The 14,551-nt window shown below is 62.2% G+C and carries 17 protein-coding genes; 6 read left to right on the top strand and 11 right to left on the bottom strand.

Annotated elements, in window-relative coordinates; genetic code table 11:
- Positions 1 to 16 precede the first annotated feature (16 nt).
- Complete coding sequence (locus J5X93_RS05330) at positions 17 to 1,855, top strand: cation:proton antiporter (RefSeq protein WP_250034538.1); 1,839 nt, start codon at positions 17 to 19, stop codon at positions 1,853 to 1,855.
- Here the strand turns inward: J5X93_RS05330 and J5X93_RS05325 are convergent.
- The 6 genes from J5X93_RS05325 to ffh form a co-directional block, all read right to left on the bottom strand.
- Complete coding sequence (locus J5X93_RS05325) at positions 1,849 to 2,259, bottom strand: acyl-CoA thioesterase (protein ID WP_070094672.1); 411 nt, start codon at positions 2,257 to 2,259, stop codon at positions 1,849 to 1,851. The genes J5X93_RS05330 and J5X93_RS05325 overlap by 7 nt on opposite strands.
- Positions 2,260 to 2,468: 209 nt before the next feature.
- Positions 2,469 to 2,819, bottom strand: a complete 351-nt coding sequence (rplS, locus tag J5X93_RS05320) for a 50S ribosomal protein L19 (protein ID WP_043212460.1) — start codon at positions 2,817 to 2,819, stop codon at positions 2,469 to 2,471.
- Between the two features lie 42 nt (positions 2,820 to 2,861).
- Complete coding sequence (gene trmD, locus J5X93_RS05315; protein WP_070093151.1) at positions 2,862 to 3,614, bottom strand: tRNA (guanosine(37)-N1)-methyltransferase TrmD; 753 nt, start codon at positions 3,612 to 3,614, stop codon at positions 2,862 to 2,864.
- 3 nt (positions 3,615 to 3,617) lie between these two features.
- Entirely contained in the window at positions 3,618 to 4,154 is a 537-nt protein-coding gene (rimM, locus tag J5X93_RS05310) for a ribosome maturation factor RimM (RefSeq protein ID WP_070574704.1), read from the bottom strand.
- 5 nt (positions 4,155 to 4,159) lie between these two features.
- On the bottom strand, positions 4,160 to 4,411 hold the full coding sequence (gene rpsP / locus J5X93_RS05305) for a 30S ribosomal protein S16 (protein WP_043212455.1): 252 nt from the start codon (positions 4,409 to 4,411) through the stop codon (positions 4,160 to 4,162).
- 237 nt (positions 4,412 to 4,648) lie between these two features.
- Positions 4,649 to 6,025 (bottom strand): signal recognition particle protein, encoded by a 1,377-nt coding sequence (ffh, locus tag J5X93_RS05300; protein ID WP_043212452.1) that lies wholly within the window; start codon positions 6,023 to 6,025, stop codon positions 4,649 to 4,651.
- Positions 6,026 to 6,316: 291 nt separating this feature from the next.
- Here ffh and J5X93_RS05295 point away from each other — a divergent pair, with 291 nt between their 5' ends.
- The 3 genes from J5X93_RS05295 (at position 6,317) to J5X93_RS05285 (ending at position 9,894) form a co-directional block, all read left to right on the top strand.
- The gene (locus J5X93_RS05295; protein WP_043212451.1) at positions 6,317 to 7,126 is read left to right on the top strand and encodes a cytochrome C assembly family protein; all 810 of its coding nucleotides are present in this window, start codon (positions 6,317 to 6,319) and stop codon (positions 7,124 to 7,126) included.
- Positions 7,127 to 7,135: 9 nt separating this feature from the next.
- Complete coding sequence (locus J5X93_RS05290) at positions 7,136 to 8,338, top strand: transporter associated domain-containing protein (protein ID WP_102082419.1); 1,203 nt, start codon at positions 7,136 to 7,138, stop codon at positions 8,336 to 8,338.
- A 254-nt stretch (positions 8,339 to 8,592) separates the two neighbouring features.
- Complete coding sequence (locus J5X93_RS05285) at positions 8,593 to 9,894, top strand: MFS transporter (protein ID WP_250034536.1); 1,302 nt, start codon at positions 8,593 to 8,595, stop codon at positions 9,892 to 9,894.
- Positions 9,895 to 9,984: 90 nt separating this feature from the next.
- Here the strand turns inward: J5X93_RS05285 and purT are convergent, their stop codons facing one another.
- The 5 genes from purT to J5X93_RS05260 form a co-directional block, all read right to left on the bottom strand.
- A complete protein-coding gene (gene purT / locus J5X93_RS05280; protein ID WP_043212445.1) occupies positions 9,985 to 11,166 on the bottom strand; it encodes a formate-dependent phosphoribosylglycinamide formyltransferase in 1,182 nt (393 codons plus the stop codon).
- A gap of 115 nt (positions 11,167 to 11,281) precedes the next feature.
- Positions 11,282 to 11,749, bottom strand: a complete 468-nt coding sequence (locus tag J5X93_RS05275; protein WP_043212443.1) for a VUT family protein — start codon at positions 11,747 to 11,749, stop codon at positions 11,282 to 11,284.
- 49 nt (positions 11,750 to 11,798) lie between these two features.
- Positions 11,799 to 12,002, bottom strand: a complete 204-nt coding sequence (locus J5X93_RS05270) for a DUF1289 domain-containing protein (protein ID WP_090346714.1) — start codon at positions 12,000 to 12,002, stop codon at positions 11,799 to 11,801.
- A 1-nt stretch (position 12,003) separates the two neighbouring features.
- Complete coding sequence (locus J5X93_RS05265; protein ID WP_090346712.1) at positions 12,004 to 12,528, bottom strand: gamma carbonic anhydrase family protein; 525 nt, start codon at positions 12,526 to 12,528, stop codon at positions 12,004 to 12,006.
- A gap of 45 nt (positions 12,529 to 12,573) precedes the next feature.
- Entirely contained in the window at positions 12,574 to 13,173 is a 600-nt protein-coding gene (locus J5X93_RS05260; protein WP_070574714.1) for a CoA pyrophosphatase, read from the bottom strand.
- A gap of 133 nt (positions 13,174 to 13,306) precedes the next feature.
- Between J5X93_RS05260 and J5X93_RS05255 the strand changes: the two genes are divergently transcribed.
- Together J5X93_RS05255 and J5X93_RS05250 are read left to right on the top strand one after the other, a co-directional pair.
- Positions 13,307 to 13,861, top strand: coding sequence for an NUDIX hydrolase (locus tag J5X93_RS05255; protein WP_043212441.1), 555 nt, complete (start codon positions 13,307 to 13,309; stop codon positions 13,859 to 13,861).
- 19 nt (positions 13,862 to 13,880) lie between these two features.
- A complete protein-coding gene (locus J5X93_RS05250; protein WP_043212440.1) occupies positions 13,881 to 14,417 on the top strand; it encodes a L,D-transpeptidase family protein in 537 nt (178 codons plus the stop codon).
- The last annotated feature ends 134 nt before the right edge of the window (positions 14,418 to 14,551 follow it).

The raw sequence follows: 14,551 nt of genomic DNA, 5'->3' as shown, positions 1-14,551 counted from the left end.
GGCATAGGGAGCCCATATGAGCGAACAGCAGATTCTCCTGAGTTTCGGTGGCATCGGCGCGGCCGCCCTTGCCTGCCAATGGCTGGCCTGGCGCCTGAAACTGCCAGCGATACTCTTTCTGCTGCTGTGTGGAATTCTGGCCGGGCCCGTGCTGGGCTGGTTATCGCCGCAGCAACTGTTCGGCCCGCTGCTGATGCCACTGGTGTCCCTGGCCGTAGCCCTGATCCTGTTCGAGGGCAGCCTGACCCTGCACTTGTCCCAATGGCGCGAGATCGGCAGCGTGGTGCATCGACTGGTGACGGTGGGTGCCTTGAGCACCTGGCTGGTGATCGCCCTCGCCACCCACTGGTTACTGGGCTTCGAGTGGCCCCTGGCGATCCTCTTCGGCACCCTTACCCTGGTCACAGGCCCGACCGTGATCGTACCAATGCTGCGAGTGGTGCGACCCAAGGCTGCAATCGCCAATATCCTGCGCTGGGAAGGGATCGTCATCGATCCGATCGGTGCGCTGCTGGCAGTGGTGGTCTATAGCTTCATCATCGCCCGTACCGACGGTGACGGGCTGAGTCAGAGCCTGGTGACCTTTGCCGGCGTGATTTTCTGCGGCAGTACCCTGGGCGCCGCGGGTGGCTGGCTGCTGGGCCAGATCATGCGCGCGCAATGGCTGCCAGAGTACCTGCACAATCTGGCGTCGCTGGCAGCGGTGCTGGGCATCTTCATCGCCGCCAACCAGATCGTCCATGAGTCGGGACTGCTGGCCGTGACGGTCATGGGTATGTGGCTGGCCAACATGCCCGGCGTGGATGTGCGGCAGATCCTGCACTTCAAGGAAAACCTCAGCGTGCTGTTGATCTCCGGGCTGTTCATTCTGCTGGCCGCCCGCCTCGACCTGCATGCACTGCTGGCACTGGGCCCAGCGGTGCTGGCATTGCTGCTGGTCATCCAGTTGCTGGCCCGGCCGCTCAATGTCTTGTTGTCTACCTGGGGCTCGAACCTGAACTGGCGCGAGCGCCTGCTGCTGGCCTGGATCGCGCCACGGGGCATTGTCGCAGCAGCCGTTTCGGCGATCTTCGCCATTCGCCTGGATGAAGCCGGCCACGAGGGGGCACTGCTGCTCGTCCCTTTGACCTTCGCGGTCATCATCGGCACTGTGGTTTTGCAAAGCGCCACCGCAAGGCCACTGGCCCGTCTGCTCAGGGTGGCCGAGCCTGCCCCAAGCGGCTTTCTCATCGTCGGCGCCAACCCGCCAGCCCGCGCCATTGCAAAGGCCTTGCAGCAATTGGGCAGCCGGGTGTTACTGACCGATTCGAGCTGGGAGAATATCCGCGCCGCGCGCATGGATGGGCTGCCGACTTACTTCGGCAACCCAGCGTCTCAGCACGCCGACGCCCACCTGGACCTGGTCGGCCTGGGCCATCTGCTGGGCCTTTCGCCCGCCGGTGAACTCAACGCCCTAGCCTGCGCACGCTTTCGTCATGACTTTGGCCACAATCGATTGTTCGTATTGGCCAGTGGCCTGGAAAAGCAGCGCAGCGACAAGCACCGTGCCAGCGAGGAGCATCGCGGCCAGCTGCTCGGTTCGAGCACGATGACCTATGGGCAACTGGCCAATCGCCTGCATCAAGGCGCCGAGCTGTACAGCACCCACCTGACCGACAGTTTCAACTGGCAGGACTACCAAGCGCTGCATGGCGAACGCGCAACCTTGCTTTTCGCCCGTGACAGCAACGGCTGGGTCCATGTCGCCAGCCCGGACTCCCCTCTCAAGCCCCAGCCTGGCTGGACCTTGGTGGCACTGGTGGAGGCAGACCTGGAGACGACTACCAAGGTCGAGGCGCAGACCGTGGATCAGTGAGCGGGAAGCACGGGCACCGGCCGCTTGTCCTCATCGATGGCGACGAAGCTGAACACACCATGGATGGCCCGTTCGCGGCCATCCAGGTACATGTTCTCGACAAAGACATCCACCTGTACCTGCAGGCTGGTATTGCCGACCTTGATCACCGTCCCCACCAGCTCGACGATCGAGCCCGCAGGAATCGGGTGTTTGAAGTCGATGCGGTCGGTCGACACGGTCACCAGCGGCAAACGACAGAACCGCGTGGCGGCGATGAACGACACTTCGTCCATCCAGGCCAGCGCAGTACCGCCGAACAGGGTGTTGTGGTGGTTGGTGGTGCTGGGGAAGACAGCCTTGGTCACGCGGGTCACCGACAGTTCGGTGCGGCGCTGGATTTCCTGATCTCGAGGGGTGGTCATGAAGGGCTCTTGTCGCAGGGGCTTGAAAGCGGTGTCGCCTGATTCGCGGGGAGCCCTGATTCCACAGGGTTGGCGCAATCGTGGTGGGGGCAGGTTTACCCGTGAAGAAGCTCACACCGCCAATACAGAAATTCAAAAAGCAAAAAAGCAGCCCGAAGGCTGCTTTTTTTCTCGCAAGGTGGCCACTGGGGCCACCGGTCAAACGGCACTCAGGCCAGTTTTTCCTTGATGCGAGCGGCTTTGCCGGACAGGTCGCGCAGGTAGTACAGCTTGGCCTTACGCACGTCACCACGACGTTTCACGGACAGGCTGTCGATCTGCGGGCTGTAGGTCTGGAAGGTACGCTCTACGCCAACGCCGCTGGAGATCTTGCGCACGGTGAAGGCGCTGTTCAGACCGCGGTTGCGCTTGGCGATAACGACACCTTCGAACGCCTGCAGACGGGAACGGTCACCTTCCTTCACTTTAACCTGGACGACAATGGTGTCGCCTGGTGCGAAGGTTGGGATTTCCTTGTTCATCTGCTCGGCTTCGAGCTGCTGGATGATCTTGTTGGTCATGCTGTGCTCCTAAGGCGGATAACTCGATCCACCATCGATACGTTAACTATCGTCCCGCTCGCGGAGATATTCCTCGAGCAGCTTCTTCTCTTCTCCAGAAAGCGAGCGACTTTCCAGAAGATCGGCGCGTCGTTCGAAGGTCCTACCAAGGGACTGCTTCAATCGCCAACGCCGGATGTGTGCATGGTTGCCACTAAGCAACACGTCGGGAACGCGCTGATCCGCATACACCTCCGGTCGGGTGTAGTGCGGGCAGTCGAGCAGACCGTCGGTGAAGGAGTCTTCCTCCGCCGAGTCCACATGCCCTAAAGCTCCGGGCAGCAGTCGCGTAACCGCATCGATCAGTACCATGGCCGGCAGCTCGCCACCGGAAAGCACATAGTCACCAATCGACCACTCTTCATCGACATGAGCCTCGATAAAACGCTCGTCAATGCCTTCGTAACGACCGGCGATCAGGATCAACGATTCCTGTTGCGCCAAGTCTTTGACCGCCTGCTGGGTCAGCTTGCGGCCTTGTGGCGAGAGGTAAATCACCTTCGCCGATGCTCCGGTCGCTTGCCTGGCGCTGGCCAGGGCGTCTTCCAGAGGCTTGATCTTCATCACCATGCCCGGACCACCGCCAAACGGCCGATCATCCACCGTGTGGTGACGATCAGTGGTGTAGTCCCGCGGGTTCCAGCAGGTCACTTGCAGCAACCCCTGTTTCACCGCGCGGCTGGTAATGCCGTACTCCGTGATGGCCGAGAACATCTCGGGGAACAACGTGACGACTTCTACGCGAAGGTTACCCATCGTTTAGAAATCCGCGTCCCACTCGACCCGCATCACACCTGCTTCCAGGTCGACTGCCAGCACGCATTGCTCCGTATAGGGCAACAGTCGCTCGCGATCATCCAGGCTGCCTGCGCAAGGCTTGACCACCATTACATCGTTCGCACCGGTCTCCAACAGGTGATCGATCTTGCCGAACAGTTGTTCGTCCTGATTGATGACCTTCAGACCTACCAACTGGTACCAGTAGTACTCGTCAGCGGCCAGGTTGGGCAAAAGGCTCCGCGGAATGCAGATTTCATAACCGCTCAGAAGACGGGCTTCATCACGATCATCAAGGCCCTTCAGTTTCACGACCAGGCCCTTTTGGGAGCCACGACCGTTGACCAGCTCGACCTGTTTTACCTTGCCTTCGTGCCGAAGCGTCCAGCGCGGATAATCCAACAGGTTTTCAATCGGATCGGTAAAGGAATACACCTTCACCTCGCCGCGAACGCCGTGAACCGAAAAAATCTTGCCGACGACAATGAGAGCGTCAGCGTTTTCTGGCGTCGCGTTCATACTGCTCAGGCAGCGGCCTTGGCAGCGTCCTTCAGCAGCTGAGCAACGCGCTCAGACGGCTGTGCGCCCTGGCTCAGCCAGTAGTTGACGCGTTCCTGATTGACCGACAGCTTGACTTCAGCGCCGGAAGCAACCGGGTTGAAGAAGCCAACGCGCTCAACGAAACGGCCGTCACGGGCGTTACGGCTGTTGGTCACGGTCAGGTGATAGAAAGGGCGCTTCTTGGAGCCGCCACGGGCAAGACGGATGGTTACCATGTGAACATCGTTCCTATAGTCGGTGCTGCAAATCTGAATGCCCAAATGGGCACAGGGTGCCCAAAAGGCCGCATATTCTCGGGGAATACACGGACATTTGCAAATGCCTTTTTCGGCGCGGGGCTACCACACCGTTCAGATCTGCCGGTTAAGCCGCGAATTTCGCGACATCGTTCCCGCCGAAGCGGGATTTCGGGAGAGCTGCCTATAGATAGAAGGCAACCTCCCAGAATCGAATTAGAGCTTCGGCATGCCGCCACCTGGCAGCATCCCGCCAAGGCCACGCATCATCTTGGCCATGCCGCCCTTGGCGGAAAATTTCTTCATCATCTTCTGCATCTGCTTGTGCTGCTTGATCAACCGACCGACGTCCTGCACCTGGGTGCCGGAGCCGAGGGCGATGCGGCGCTTGCGCGAACCGCTGATGATTTCCGGGTCGCGACGCTCGGCAGGGGTCATGGAGTCGATGATCGCTTCCATCTGCTTGAACTGCTTCTCGGCCGCACCCTGGGCATTGCCCATTTGCGACAGGTTGACCCCACCGATGCTCGGCAGCTTGTCCATCAGGCCGCCCAGGCCGCCCATGTTCTTCATCTGCTGCAGTTGGTCGCGGAAGTCTTCGAGGTCGAAGCCCTTGCCCTTCTTGAGCTTCTTGGCGAGTTTGTCGGCCTTGGCCTTGTCGATGTTCTGCTCGGCCTGTTCGATCAGGCTGAGCACGTCACCCATGCCCAGGATGCGCGAGGCGATACGGTCAGGGTGGAAGGGCTCGAGCGCTTCGGTCTTCTCGCCCATACCGATGAATTTGATCGGCTTGCCGGTGATCGCGCGAACCGACAGGGCTGCCCCCCCACGGGCGTCACCGTCGACCTTGGTCAGCACCACACCGGTCAGCGGCAAGGCATCGCCGAAAGCCTTGGCGGTGTTAGCGGCGTCCTGGCCGGTCATGGCGTCGACCACGAACAGCGTCTCGACCGGCTTGACCGCGGCGTGCAGCGCCTTGATCTCGTCCATCATGTCGGCGTCGATGTGCAGACGACCTGCAGTGTCGACGATGACCACATCGATGTACTTGAGCTTGGCTTCGCGGATCGCCGCCTCGGCAATGGCCACAGGCTTCTGGCTGATGTCCGACGGGAAGAAGGTCACGCCGATGTCATTGGCGAGGGTTTCGAGCTGTTTGATCGCTGCCGGACGATAGACGTCGGCAGAGACCACCATCACGCTCTTTTTCTTGCGTTCTTTAAGGAAGCGCGCCAGCTTGCCGGCAGTGGTGGTCTTACCCGCACCTTGCAGACCGGCCATGAGCACCACGGCTGGTGGTGCGGCATTGAGCGCCAGGTCTTCGTTGGCCGCGCCCATCAGGCCTTCGAGTTCGGCCTGGACGATCTTCACGAACGCCTGGCCCGGGGTCAGGCTGCGCGACACTTCGGTGCCGACCGCGCGCTCTTTGACGCTGTTGACGAAATCCTTGACCACCGGCAGGGCGACGTCGGCCTCGAGCAGGGCCATGCGCACTTCGCGCAGCGTGTCCTTGATGTTGTCTTCGGTCAGCTTGGCCTTGCCGGTGACATGGCGCAGCGTCTGTGACAGGCGGTCGGTCAGGTTTTCGAACATGGTGATCCTTTCAGGCCCTAATGAAGCCGAGGTTTTTCAGGCGCCCAGGTGAATATGCACACGCGCTGGGCACAGCAAGGCGGCGATTATAGCGAAGAGCGAGGGCGGCGCACACCTGGGTGCTGACCACTGGGGTCCAGGTGACTTGTTCGCGGGCGAACCCGCGCCTACAAGGCCAGCGCCGGCCCTGTGGAATCTTGCAGATGGGGTAGGCCCTACCGTCTCCAGTCTTCCTAGAGCGGCGGGATCTATGCCAAACTCCGTCCCTTTAGGGCTTGCCTACCAGGACTTATGCTCTCTTCCCCCAGCCTCATCCCCAACCTGCTCGCCGCCGGCCTCTACATCGCCGCCGCTCTCTACCAAGGCAGTCGCCTGGCCCAGGGCAGCCGCGCCGACAAACGGCTGCTCGGTCTGCTCGGTGCCCTTGCGGTCATTGCCCAGGGTAGCGCCCTGTTCTTCCAGCTGATCACCCCGCTGGGCCTTAGCCTCGACTTCTTCAGCGCCGCCAGTCTGATCGCCGTCGCGGTGATCGCGCTGACCTTGCTGGCCTGCCTGCGCATCCCGGTCGAAAACCTGCTCATGCTGCTGTTCCCGCTCGGCGCGGTGACCGCCCTGCTGGCCCAGTTCGCCCCGCCCGGCACCGTACCGCTGGTCAATGAGGAGCCTGGGATCCTGGCGCATATCCTGCTCTCGATCCTGGCCTATGGCTTGTTCACCATTGCCGTGTTCCAGGCCCTGCTGCTGCTGTTGCAGGACTACCAGCTAAAGCACAAGCATCCTTCCGGGCTGATCCGTAACTTCCCGCCCCTGCAAACCATGGAAAGCCTGCTGTTCGGCTTCCTCTGGGCCGGTTGGGGTCTGCTGTCGCTGTCGCTGGTGTCCGGCTGGCTGTTCCTGGACAACCTGTTCGCCCAGCATCTGGTGCACAAGACGCTGCTATCCTGTGTGGCCTGGGTGGTGTTCGGCCTGCTGCTGTGGGGACGCACCCGCCTGGGCTGGCGCGGCCACAAGGCGATTCGCTGGACCCTCGCCGGTTTCTGCCTGCTGATGCTGGCCTATTTCGGCAGCAAGCTGGTACGTGAATTCATTCTGCATATCTGACGACCGCCCATGGACACCCTGCCGTACGCTCCGCTATTCGGCACTCTGGCACTGGCGCTGCTCTGGTCGGCGCTATTCACCGCCGTCGACGCGGCCCGCCAGCAATTGAACGGCCATCAGCGCTCTGCTGACAGCGCCGAGCCCGCACTGCCCGCCCAAGCCGTGGTGCTCTGCGCAGGCCTCGGCAAGCTGCTGGTGCTTGGCCTGGCCTGCCTGATCGGCCAGCGCTACAACGGCGAACACGGCTTCTGGCTGGCGGGCCTTGCCGCAAGCGGCGCCCTGTTGGTCTTGGCCGAGTACCTGCCAAGGCGCGCCGCCCGACGCAATCCGCACGCCTTCCTCAACCTCGGCCCCCTGCTCAGATGGCCTCTGCTCGCATTGCAACCGTTGGCCTGCGTGCTCGACGGCTGCGCCAAGTTGATCCTTCGCCCATTGCGCGCGCAACCCGCCGCCGTGGCATTGCACCCACAGGAGCACGATGATTTCGACGAACCAGAGCCCTACGAAGCACCACGCCAAGGGCTGCTCGAAGGGCTGCAATCCCTAGACAAGATCACCGTCAACGACATCCTGGTGCCCCGCAACGAAGTGGACGGCATCAACCTGGACGACTCGCTCGAGCAGATCGCTGAACAACTGATCGTCAGCCGCCATACCCGCCTGCCGGTCTACCACAGTGATATCAACCAGGTCGAAGCCATCCTCAATACCAAGCTGATCAGCCATCTGCTGCCCCATGGCGAGCTGACCCTCCAGGCGCTGCGCGCGGCCTGCTACGAACCCTACTTCGTTCCCGAGAGCACTCCGCTGCAACGGCAGTTGCTGAACTTCCACAAGCAGCAGAGACGCCTGGGCGTGGTGGTGGACGAGTACGGAGAGGTCCAAGGCATCGTCACCTTGGAGGACATCCTCGAGGAGATCGTCGGCGAGTTCGAGGATGAGCACTCGCTGGAAAACCCGCACGTCCACCCCCTGGCCGACGGCCGCTACGTGATCGAAGGCACCGCCTCGCTGCGCGAAATAAACCGCAGTCTGGGGTGGCACCTGCCCTGCGACGGTGGCCCGAAGACCCTCAACGGGCTGGTCACCGAGGCGCTGGAAAGCATTCCGGAAAGCGCTGTATGCCTGAAGATTGGCCGCTATCGCCTGGAAATCCTCGAAACAGAGGACAATTGCGCCAGCAAGGTACTGGTGTGGACCGTGACCCGATAGCTATACTCCGGTCACGCTTACCCAGCCCTGCCGTCCCGCCTGCTACCCGCTTCCGGCACCACACGGCCGGTGCGCTCCACTGACACGCCCCGCGGTCCTGCTTCGACACCCAGAACAGCCCGCTCCCGTCCCTACCCTTGGGCTATCGTCGGTCGAGCGACTCACACTATGACGCTCCGGCGCCCGCACGCCCATGCCTGCCTGGCAGGGAGCGACCCGCCCATAGGGAGCAATGACTGTCAGGGACCTACAACATGACTATCAGCAGTACCTGCGCCGACACCTCGGCAGCCCCCGTCAATTCCCCCGCCCGTGTGGCCACCGCCAGCTTCATCGGCACCGCCATCGAATTCTACGACTTCTACGTCTACGCCACCGCCGCCGCGCTGGTGATCGGCCCGGTGTTCTTCCCGTCGGGTTCGGGCACCGCGCAGATGCTCGCGGCCTTTCTGACCTTCGGTATCGCCTTCCTCGCCCGCCCGCTGGGTTCGGCACTGTTCGGCCATTTCGGCGACCGTATCGGCCGCAAATCCACCTTGGTCGCCTCGTTGCTGCTGATGGGCGTTTCGACCACCCTGATCGGGGTTCTTCCGGGCTATGACAGCATCGGCGTCTGGGCGCCGATCATCCTTTGCCTGCTGCGCTTCGGCCAAGGCCTGGGCCTGGGCGGCGAATGGGGCGGGGCGGCACTGTTGGCCACCGAAAACGCCCCTGAAGGCAAGCGTGCCTGGTTCGGCATGTTCCCGCAGCTTGGCCCCTCCATCGGTTTTCTGGCGGCCAATGGGCTGTTCCTGACCCTGGCGCTGGTGCTCAGCGACGAGCAATTCCGTGACTGGGGCTGGCGCATTCCGTTCCTGCTCAGCGCCGCGCTGGTGATCGTCGGCCTGTACGTGCGACTGAAGCTCGAGGAGAGCCCGGTATTCGCCAAAGCCGTGGCACGCCACGAGCGGGTGAAGCTGCCGGTGGTCGATCTGTTCGCCAAGTACTGGCTGCCCACCTTGCTGGGCGCGGCGGCGATGGTTGTGTGCTACGCGCTGTTCTATATCTCCACGGTGTTCTCCCTGAGCTACGGGGTCTCGACCCTGGGCTACAGCCGCGAGAGCTTCCTGGGCATGCTGTGCTTTGCCGTGGTGTTCATGGCCTTGGCCACGCCGCTGTCGGCCTGGCTGAGCGATCGCTATGGACGCAAGCCGGTGCTGATCGTCGGCGGCCTGCTGGCGGTTGCATCGGGATTCACCATGGAGCCGCTGCTGACCTCAGGCTCGACCACCGGCGTTGCGCTGTTTTTGGCCATCGAGCTGTTCCTGATGGGCGTGACCTTCGCACCGATGGGGGCATTGCTGCCTGAGCTGTTCCCGACCCATGTGCGCTACACCGGCGCCTCGGCAGCCTACAACCTCGGCGGCATCATCGGCGCCTCAGCGGCACCGTTCTTTGCCCAACAGTTGGTCAGCATGGGGGGATTGAGCTGGGTGGGCGGCTATGTGTCGGTAGCCGCGGTGATCAGCCTGATCGCCGTCTTGTGCCTGAAAGAGACACGCAATACAGAGCTGTAAGTGGGGAGCGGCAAGCTTCAAGCGGCAAGAAAAAGCCAAAGCCTGCGCGGATTTGCTTTTTCTTGCAGCTTGAGGCTTGAGGCTTATGGCTTAAAATTCGACCGTGACCGCCTGGGCAGCCCGGGTCGCTTTGGCCCGCGCCGCTTCGATCGACTCGTCACGCGCCAGGCATACGCCCATGCGACGTTGGCCATTGATTTCCGGCTTGCCGAACAGGCGGATGGCGGTATCGGGCTCGCTCAGGGCCGCACCCAGGTTGGCGAAGGTGGTCTGCTGTGACCGGCCTTCAGGCAAGATTACCGCCGAAGCCGACGGACCGAACTGACGCACTACCGGGATCGGCAGACCCAGAATCGCGCGAGCATGCAAGGCGAATTGCGAGAGGTCCTGGGAAATCAGGGTCACCAGCCCGGTATCGTGGGGACGCGGCGAGACTTCGCTGAACCACACTTGGTCACCCTTGACGAACAGCTCCACGCCGAACAGACCACGACCGCCCAGGGCGTCAGTGACCGCCTGAGCCACGCGCTGGGACTCGGCCAGGGCCTTCGGGCTCATGGCCTGTGGCTGCCAGGATTCCTGATAGTCGCCCTTCTCCTGACGGTGACCGACCGGTGCGAGGAAGGTGGTGCCGCCTACATGACGCACGGTCAACAGGGTGATTTCGTATTCGAAATCGATGAAACCTTCGATGATCACCCGGCCTTTGCCGGCGCGGCCGCCTTCCTGGGCATAGTCCCAGGCCTTCTGCAGATCGGCATCGCTGCGCAGCAGGCTTTGCCCCTTGCCCGAGGAACTCATCACCGGCTTGACCACGCAGGGGTAGCCCAGGTCGGCGACGGCCTTGGCGTAGTCTTCGAAGGTATCGGCGAAATGGTAGGGCGAGGTCGGCAGGTCCAGCTCTTCGGCGGCCAGCCGGCGAATGCCCTCACGGTTCATGGTCAGCTGGGTGGCGCGGGCGGTGGGAACGACATTGAAGCCTTCGTTCTCCAGCTCGACCAGGGTCGCGGTGGCGATGGCTTCGATCTCAGGGACGATGTAGTGCGGCTTTTCGGCTTCGATCACCGCACGCAGGGCAACGCCATCGAGCATGTTGATGACGTGGCTGCGGTGCGCGACCTGCATGGCGGGAGCATTGGCGTAGCGGTCCACGGCGATGACTTCGACACCCAGACGCTGCAGCTCGATCACCACTTCCTTGCCCAACTCGCCGCAGCCACACAGCAGTACACGGGTCGCGGTGGGCGACAATGGGGTTCCGATACGGGTCATTTCAGGTCCTCGAAGGCGTCCGGGGCTGCGCCGGATTGGCTGCTGCCCGCTGAAAAAGGACCGATATTCTACACCCGCCGAGGCATTCCGGGGCCGCTGCGCAACCCCGATCACATCACCCTGCGACGACCTCGCGTCGGGCGCGCCAGGCCATGGCCAGCCACACGGCAGTGACGCCGGCAAACTTGGACGCCAGAGCCGTACCGATCACTGCCGGGGTCAGGGCGCCGATCATGCCGAAGAAGATGAAGGTGTCCACCGGAATGCTCAGGGCCGAGCTGAGCCATAGACGGTCACGCAACGGCCGACGGGTGATGCTGAACACCAGCCAGTCGATCAGCTCGGAGACGAAGAACGCGGTCGCACTGGCCAGGGCAATGGCAGGCTCCGAGGTGACATAGGACAGCACCAACGCCGCCAGCATGGCCAACAACGCGCCATGACCATAGCGGGTCTGCACCATGTCGCGCAGGATGAACACCAGCCCACCCCAGGCGGACCAGATCACATCCAGGTGCGGAGCACTGGAAAAGGCGTAGTTGATCAGCACTACGCTACTGATATAGGCAATGAGATAGAACATGGGATCACACGTTGGGCAAGCGGCACAGAATACTTGATTTTGGAGTCAACTACAGCCCCGACCCGATGATCAAGCCTGACGCCACCGCCCGCTCGTGGCACAGCACCAGCACCTGACGGCGCTCGTCGTTGCTCATGCGCGACCAGCGGGTGATCTCGCTCACCGTGCGCTGGCAACCGACGCAGATGTCCTGCTCGTCCAGCGCACAGACATTGACGCACGGCGAGGCGACCGGGCGTTCGGCGTTCTGCATGTCAGTCATCCTGGGGGGCCAGCTCGCGCGCGTAGCGCTCGGCATTATGGACATAATGTGCGGCGCTGGCTTCGAGCATGCGCTTCTGCGCCTCGGTCAACTCGCGCACCACCTTGCCTGGCGAACCCATGACCAGCGAGCCGTCCGGAATTTCCTTACCCTCAGGAATCAGTGCGTTGGCGCCGATGATGCAATGCTTGCCGATGCGCGCGCCATTGAGAATCACGGCATTGATACCGATCAGGCTGTGATCGCCCACCGTGCAGCCATGGAGCATCGCGTTATGGCCGACGGTCACGCCCTTGCCGAGGGTCAGCGGCGAGCCCATGTCGGTGTGCATCACCGTGCCATCCTGGACGTTGCTGCCTTCGCCGATGTCGATCAGTTCGTTGTCGCCGCGCAGCACCGCGCCGAACCAGACACTGGCCCCGGCCTGCAGGCGCACCTTGCCGATCAGGGTGGCATTGGGGGCGGCCCAACTGGTGGGATGGGTCTCGACCCGCAGGTCGCCCAGGCGGTATTTCATGTCTTGCTCCTCACGGTTGAAGGCAGATGGCGGGTTGGGCCCCGCTCAGATCTGGGTATAGCGCTCAGGGGGCTGGTGCAGGCTGATGCCAGCGTCGAACAGCACATTGACCAGTTCGACGATCATGATCGCCGACAACCCCCAGATCTTGTACTCGCCGTAGCGGTAGGCCGGCACGTACCAACTGCGCCCTTGGTAGTCGATACGGTGGGTATGGTCGCGCGGGTCCTGGCGGAAAAACGCCAGCGGAACCGTGAACACAGCGGCGATCTCCGCGTCGTTGGCACGGTATTCGACATAATCGGGGATGATCCCGACGAATGGCGTCACTTTAAGGCCATGCAGGGAGATCACCGGGCTCAGCGGACCGATGACTTCCACCAGTCCCGGCGGCAGACCGATTTCCTCCTCGGCCTCGCGCAGGGCGGTGAACACCAGGTCCGGATCCTCCGGGTCGCGTCTACCACCGGGGAAGGCCACCTCGCCTCCATGGGTGGAAAGCCCTTTGGCCCGCAGGGTCAGCACCAGCTCGGGCTCTTCGCTACGCGTGATGGGCAAGAGCACCGCCGCCTCGGGGAAACGCCGGTCGGTTTCCAGTGACGTGGGGGTGTGATTGCTCATTCGGCGAAGAAGCTCGTCCAGCATTGCACTCTCTCGATTCCAAGGCCTGCCCTGCATGATGCACCAAAGCCGTGAAGCACCCAAGCCCCGCCAGCAGGCCGCTTGCGCAGCGCAGGGCCGGCACGCCAAGATAGCTGCAGATAAAGGGAAGAACAGCATGAAATTCTGCAGCGCGTGCGGCCAGGCGGTCATTCAGCGGATCCCCGAGGGCGACAGCCGCCTGCGGTATGTCTGCGAGCATTGCCATACCATTCATTACCAGAACCCCAACATCGTTGCTGGCGTGCTCCCCACCTGGGGCAGCCAAGTGCTCCTCTGTCGACGGGCGATCGAACCGCGCCGGGGGTTCTGGACGCTGCCCGCCGGGTTCATGGAGAACGGTGAAACCCTCGATGCGGCCGCCCGACGCGAAACCGTCGAGGAAGCCTGCGCCCGGGTTGGGCAGATGAGCCTGTACCAGTTGTTCGACCTGCCTCACATCGACCAGGTACATGTATTCTTCCGCGCCGAGCTGGCTGACCTGGATTTTGCCGTTGGCGTCGAGAGCCTGGAGGTGCGCTTGTTCGAGGAACATGAAATTCCCTGGAACGAGTTGGCTTTCCGCACCGTCGTACGGACACTAGAATGCTATTATCGCGACCGCATCGGGCAGCACTACCCCGTAGGCCATGAGTACCTGCCGCCGATGAACGTCTCGTCGTCCACCACTTAGCTCTCAGGGATACGGTTTCATGCGTTGGTTGCTTGCCCTTTTCTGCCTTTCCGTTGCATCGGTGTCCCAGGCCGCCTTCACCGAGACCATCATTCGCAAGCCTGTCGAACCGTCTGCGGTCGCCAACCAACCGCTGATCGACAAGGTCCTGGTGATCAAGTCCGAGCGCCGCCTGCAACTGATCAGCCGCGGCGAGCCACTCAAGACCTACCGCATCTCCCTGGGCAAACAACCCAAAGGCACCAAAGAGCGCGAAGGTGACAGCAAGACGCCCGAAGGCCTGTACTGGCTTGACTGGCGCAAGGTCAGTGACCGCTTCAACCTGGCCATGCACATTTCCTACCCGAACATCAGCGATGCCGCCCGCGCCCGCCGCGAGGGCGTGAGCCCAGGCGGCATGATCATGATCCATGGCACGCCGATCAACGAGGACTACCCGGAGTGGTACTTCCATACCCTGGACTGGACCGAAGGCTGCATCGCCATGCGCAACAATGACATGCGCGAGGTCTGGGACATGGTCAAGGACGGGACCTTGATCGAGATCCGTCCCTGATTCCTACAATTCGATTAACTTTGTAGGAAATTACACACATTAAACCCACCCCCACCTGACGCCCAGATGGGTACGGGACCGCATCCAAACGGTAAGTCGGATTCTTAGAATCCCCGCAAAAAAGCACATACGTG

The sequence above is a fragment of the Pseudomonas sp. BYT-1 genome (assembly GCF_023611805.1).
Classification (GTDB): domain Bacteria; phylum Pseudomonadota; class Gammaproteobacteria; order Pseudomonadales; family Pseudomonadaceae; genus Aquipseudomonas; species Aquipseudomonas guariconensis.
The sequence above is the reverse complement of the archived record's forward strand: the minus strand, read 5'-3'. Positions and strand labels throughout refer to the sequence as shown.

Excerpts from the sequence above, each read along its gene's own strand:
- J5X93_RS05290 (WP_102082419.1), top strand. The coding sequence starts at position 7,136 with ATGGACACCCTGCCGTACGCTCCGCTATTCGGCACTCTGGCACTGGCG.
- J5X93_RS05325 (WP_070094672.1), bottom strand. The coding sequence starts at position 2,259 with ATGACCACCCCTCGAGATCAGGAAATCCAGCGCCGCACCGAACTGTCG.
- purT (WP_043212445.1), bottom strand. The coding sequence starts at position 11,166 with ATGACCCGTATCGGAACCCCATTGTCGCCCACCGCGACCCGTGTACTG.
- J5X93_RS05285 (WP_250034536.1), top strand. The coding sequence starts at position 8,593 with ATGACTATCAGCAGTACCTGCGCCGACACCTCGGCAGCCCCCGTCAAT.
- J5X93_RS05275 (WP_043212443.1), bottom strand. The coding sequence starts at position 11,749 with ATGTTCTATCTCATTGCCTATATCAGTAGCGTAGTGCTGATCAACTAC.
- rpsP (WP_043212455.1), bottom strand. The coding sequence starts at position 4,411 with ATGGTAACCATCCGTCTTGCCCGTGGCGGCTCCAAGAAGCGCCCTTTC.
- rplS (WP_043212460.1), bottom strand. The coding sequence starts at position 2,819 with ATGACCAACAAGATCATCCAGCAGCTCGAAGCCGAGCAGATGAACAAG.
- J5X93_RS05255 (WP_043212441.1), top strand. The coding sequence starts at position 13,307 with ATGAAATTCTGCAGCGCGTGCGGCCAGGCGGTCATTCAGCGGATCCCC.
- J5X93_RS05270 (WP_090346714.1), bottom strand. The coding sequence starts at position 12,002 with ATGCAGAACGCCGAACGCCCGGTCGCCTCGCCGTGCGTCAATGTCTGT.
- J5X93_RS05295 (WP_043212451.1), top strand. The coding sequence starts at position 6,317 with ATGCTCTCTTCCCCCAGCCTCATCCCCAACCTGCTCGCCGCCGGCCTC.
- J5X93_RS05330 (WP_250034538.1), top strand. The coding sequence starts at position 17 with ATGAGCGAACAGCAGATTCTCCTGAGTTTCGGTGGCATCGGCGCGGCC.
- trmD (WP_070093151.1), bottom strand. The coding sequence starts at position 3,614 with ATGGGTAACCTTCGCGTAGAAGTCGTCACGTTGTTCCCCGAGATGTTC.
- J5X93_RS05250 (WP_043212440.1), top strand. The coding sequence starts at position 13,881 with ATGCGTTGGTTGCTTGCCCTTTTCTGCCTTTCCGTTGCATCGGTGTCC.
- rimM (WP_070574704.1), bottom strand. The coding sequence starts at position 4,154 with ATGAACGCGACGCCAGAAAACGCTGACGCTCTCATTGTCGTCGGCAAG.
- J5X93_RS05265 (WP_090346712.1), bottom strand. The coding sequence starts at position 12,528 with ATGAAATACCGCCTGGGCGACCTGCGGGTCGAGACCCATCCCACCAGT.
- J5X93_RS05260 (WP_070574714.1), bottom strand. The coding sequence starts at position 13,173 with ATGCTGGACGAGCTTCTTCGCCGAATGAGCAATCACACCCCCACGTCA.
- ffh (WP_043212452.1), bottom strand. The coding sequence starts at position 6,025 with ATGTTCGAAAACCTGACCGACCGCCTGTCACAGACGCTGCGCCATGTC.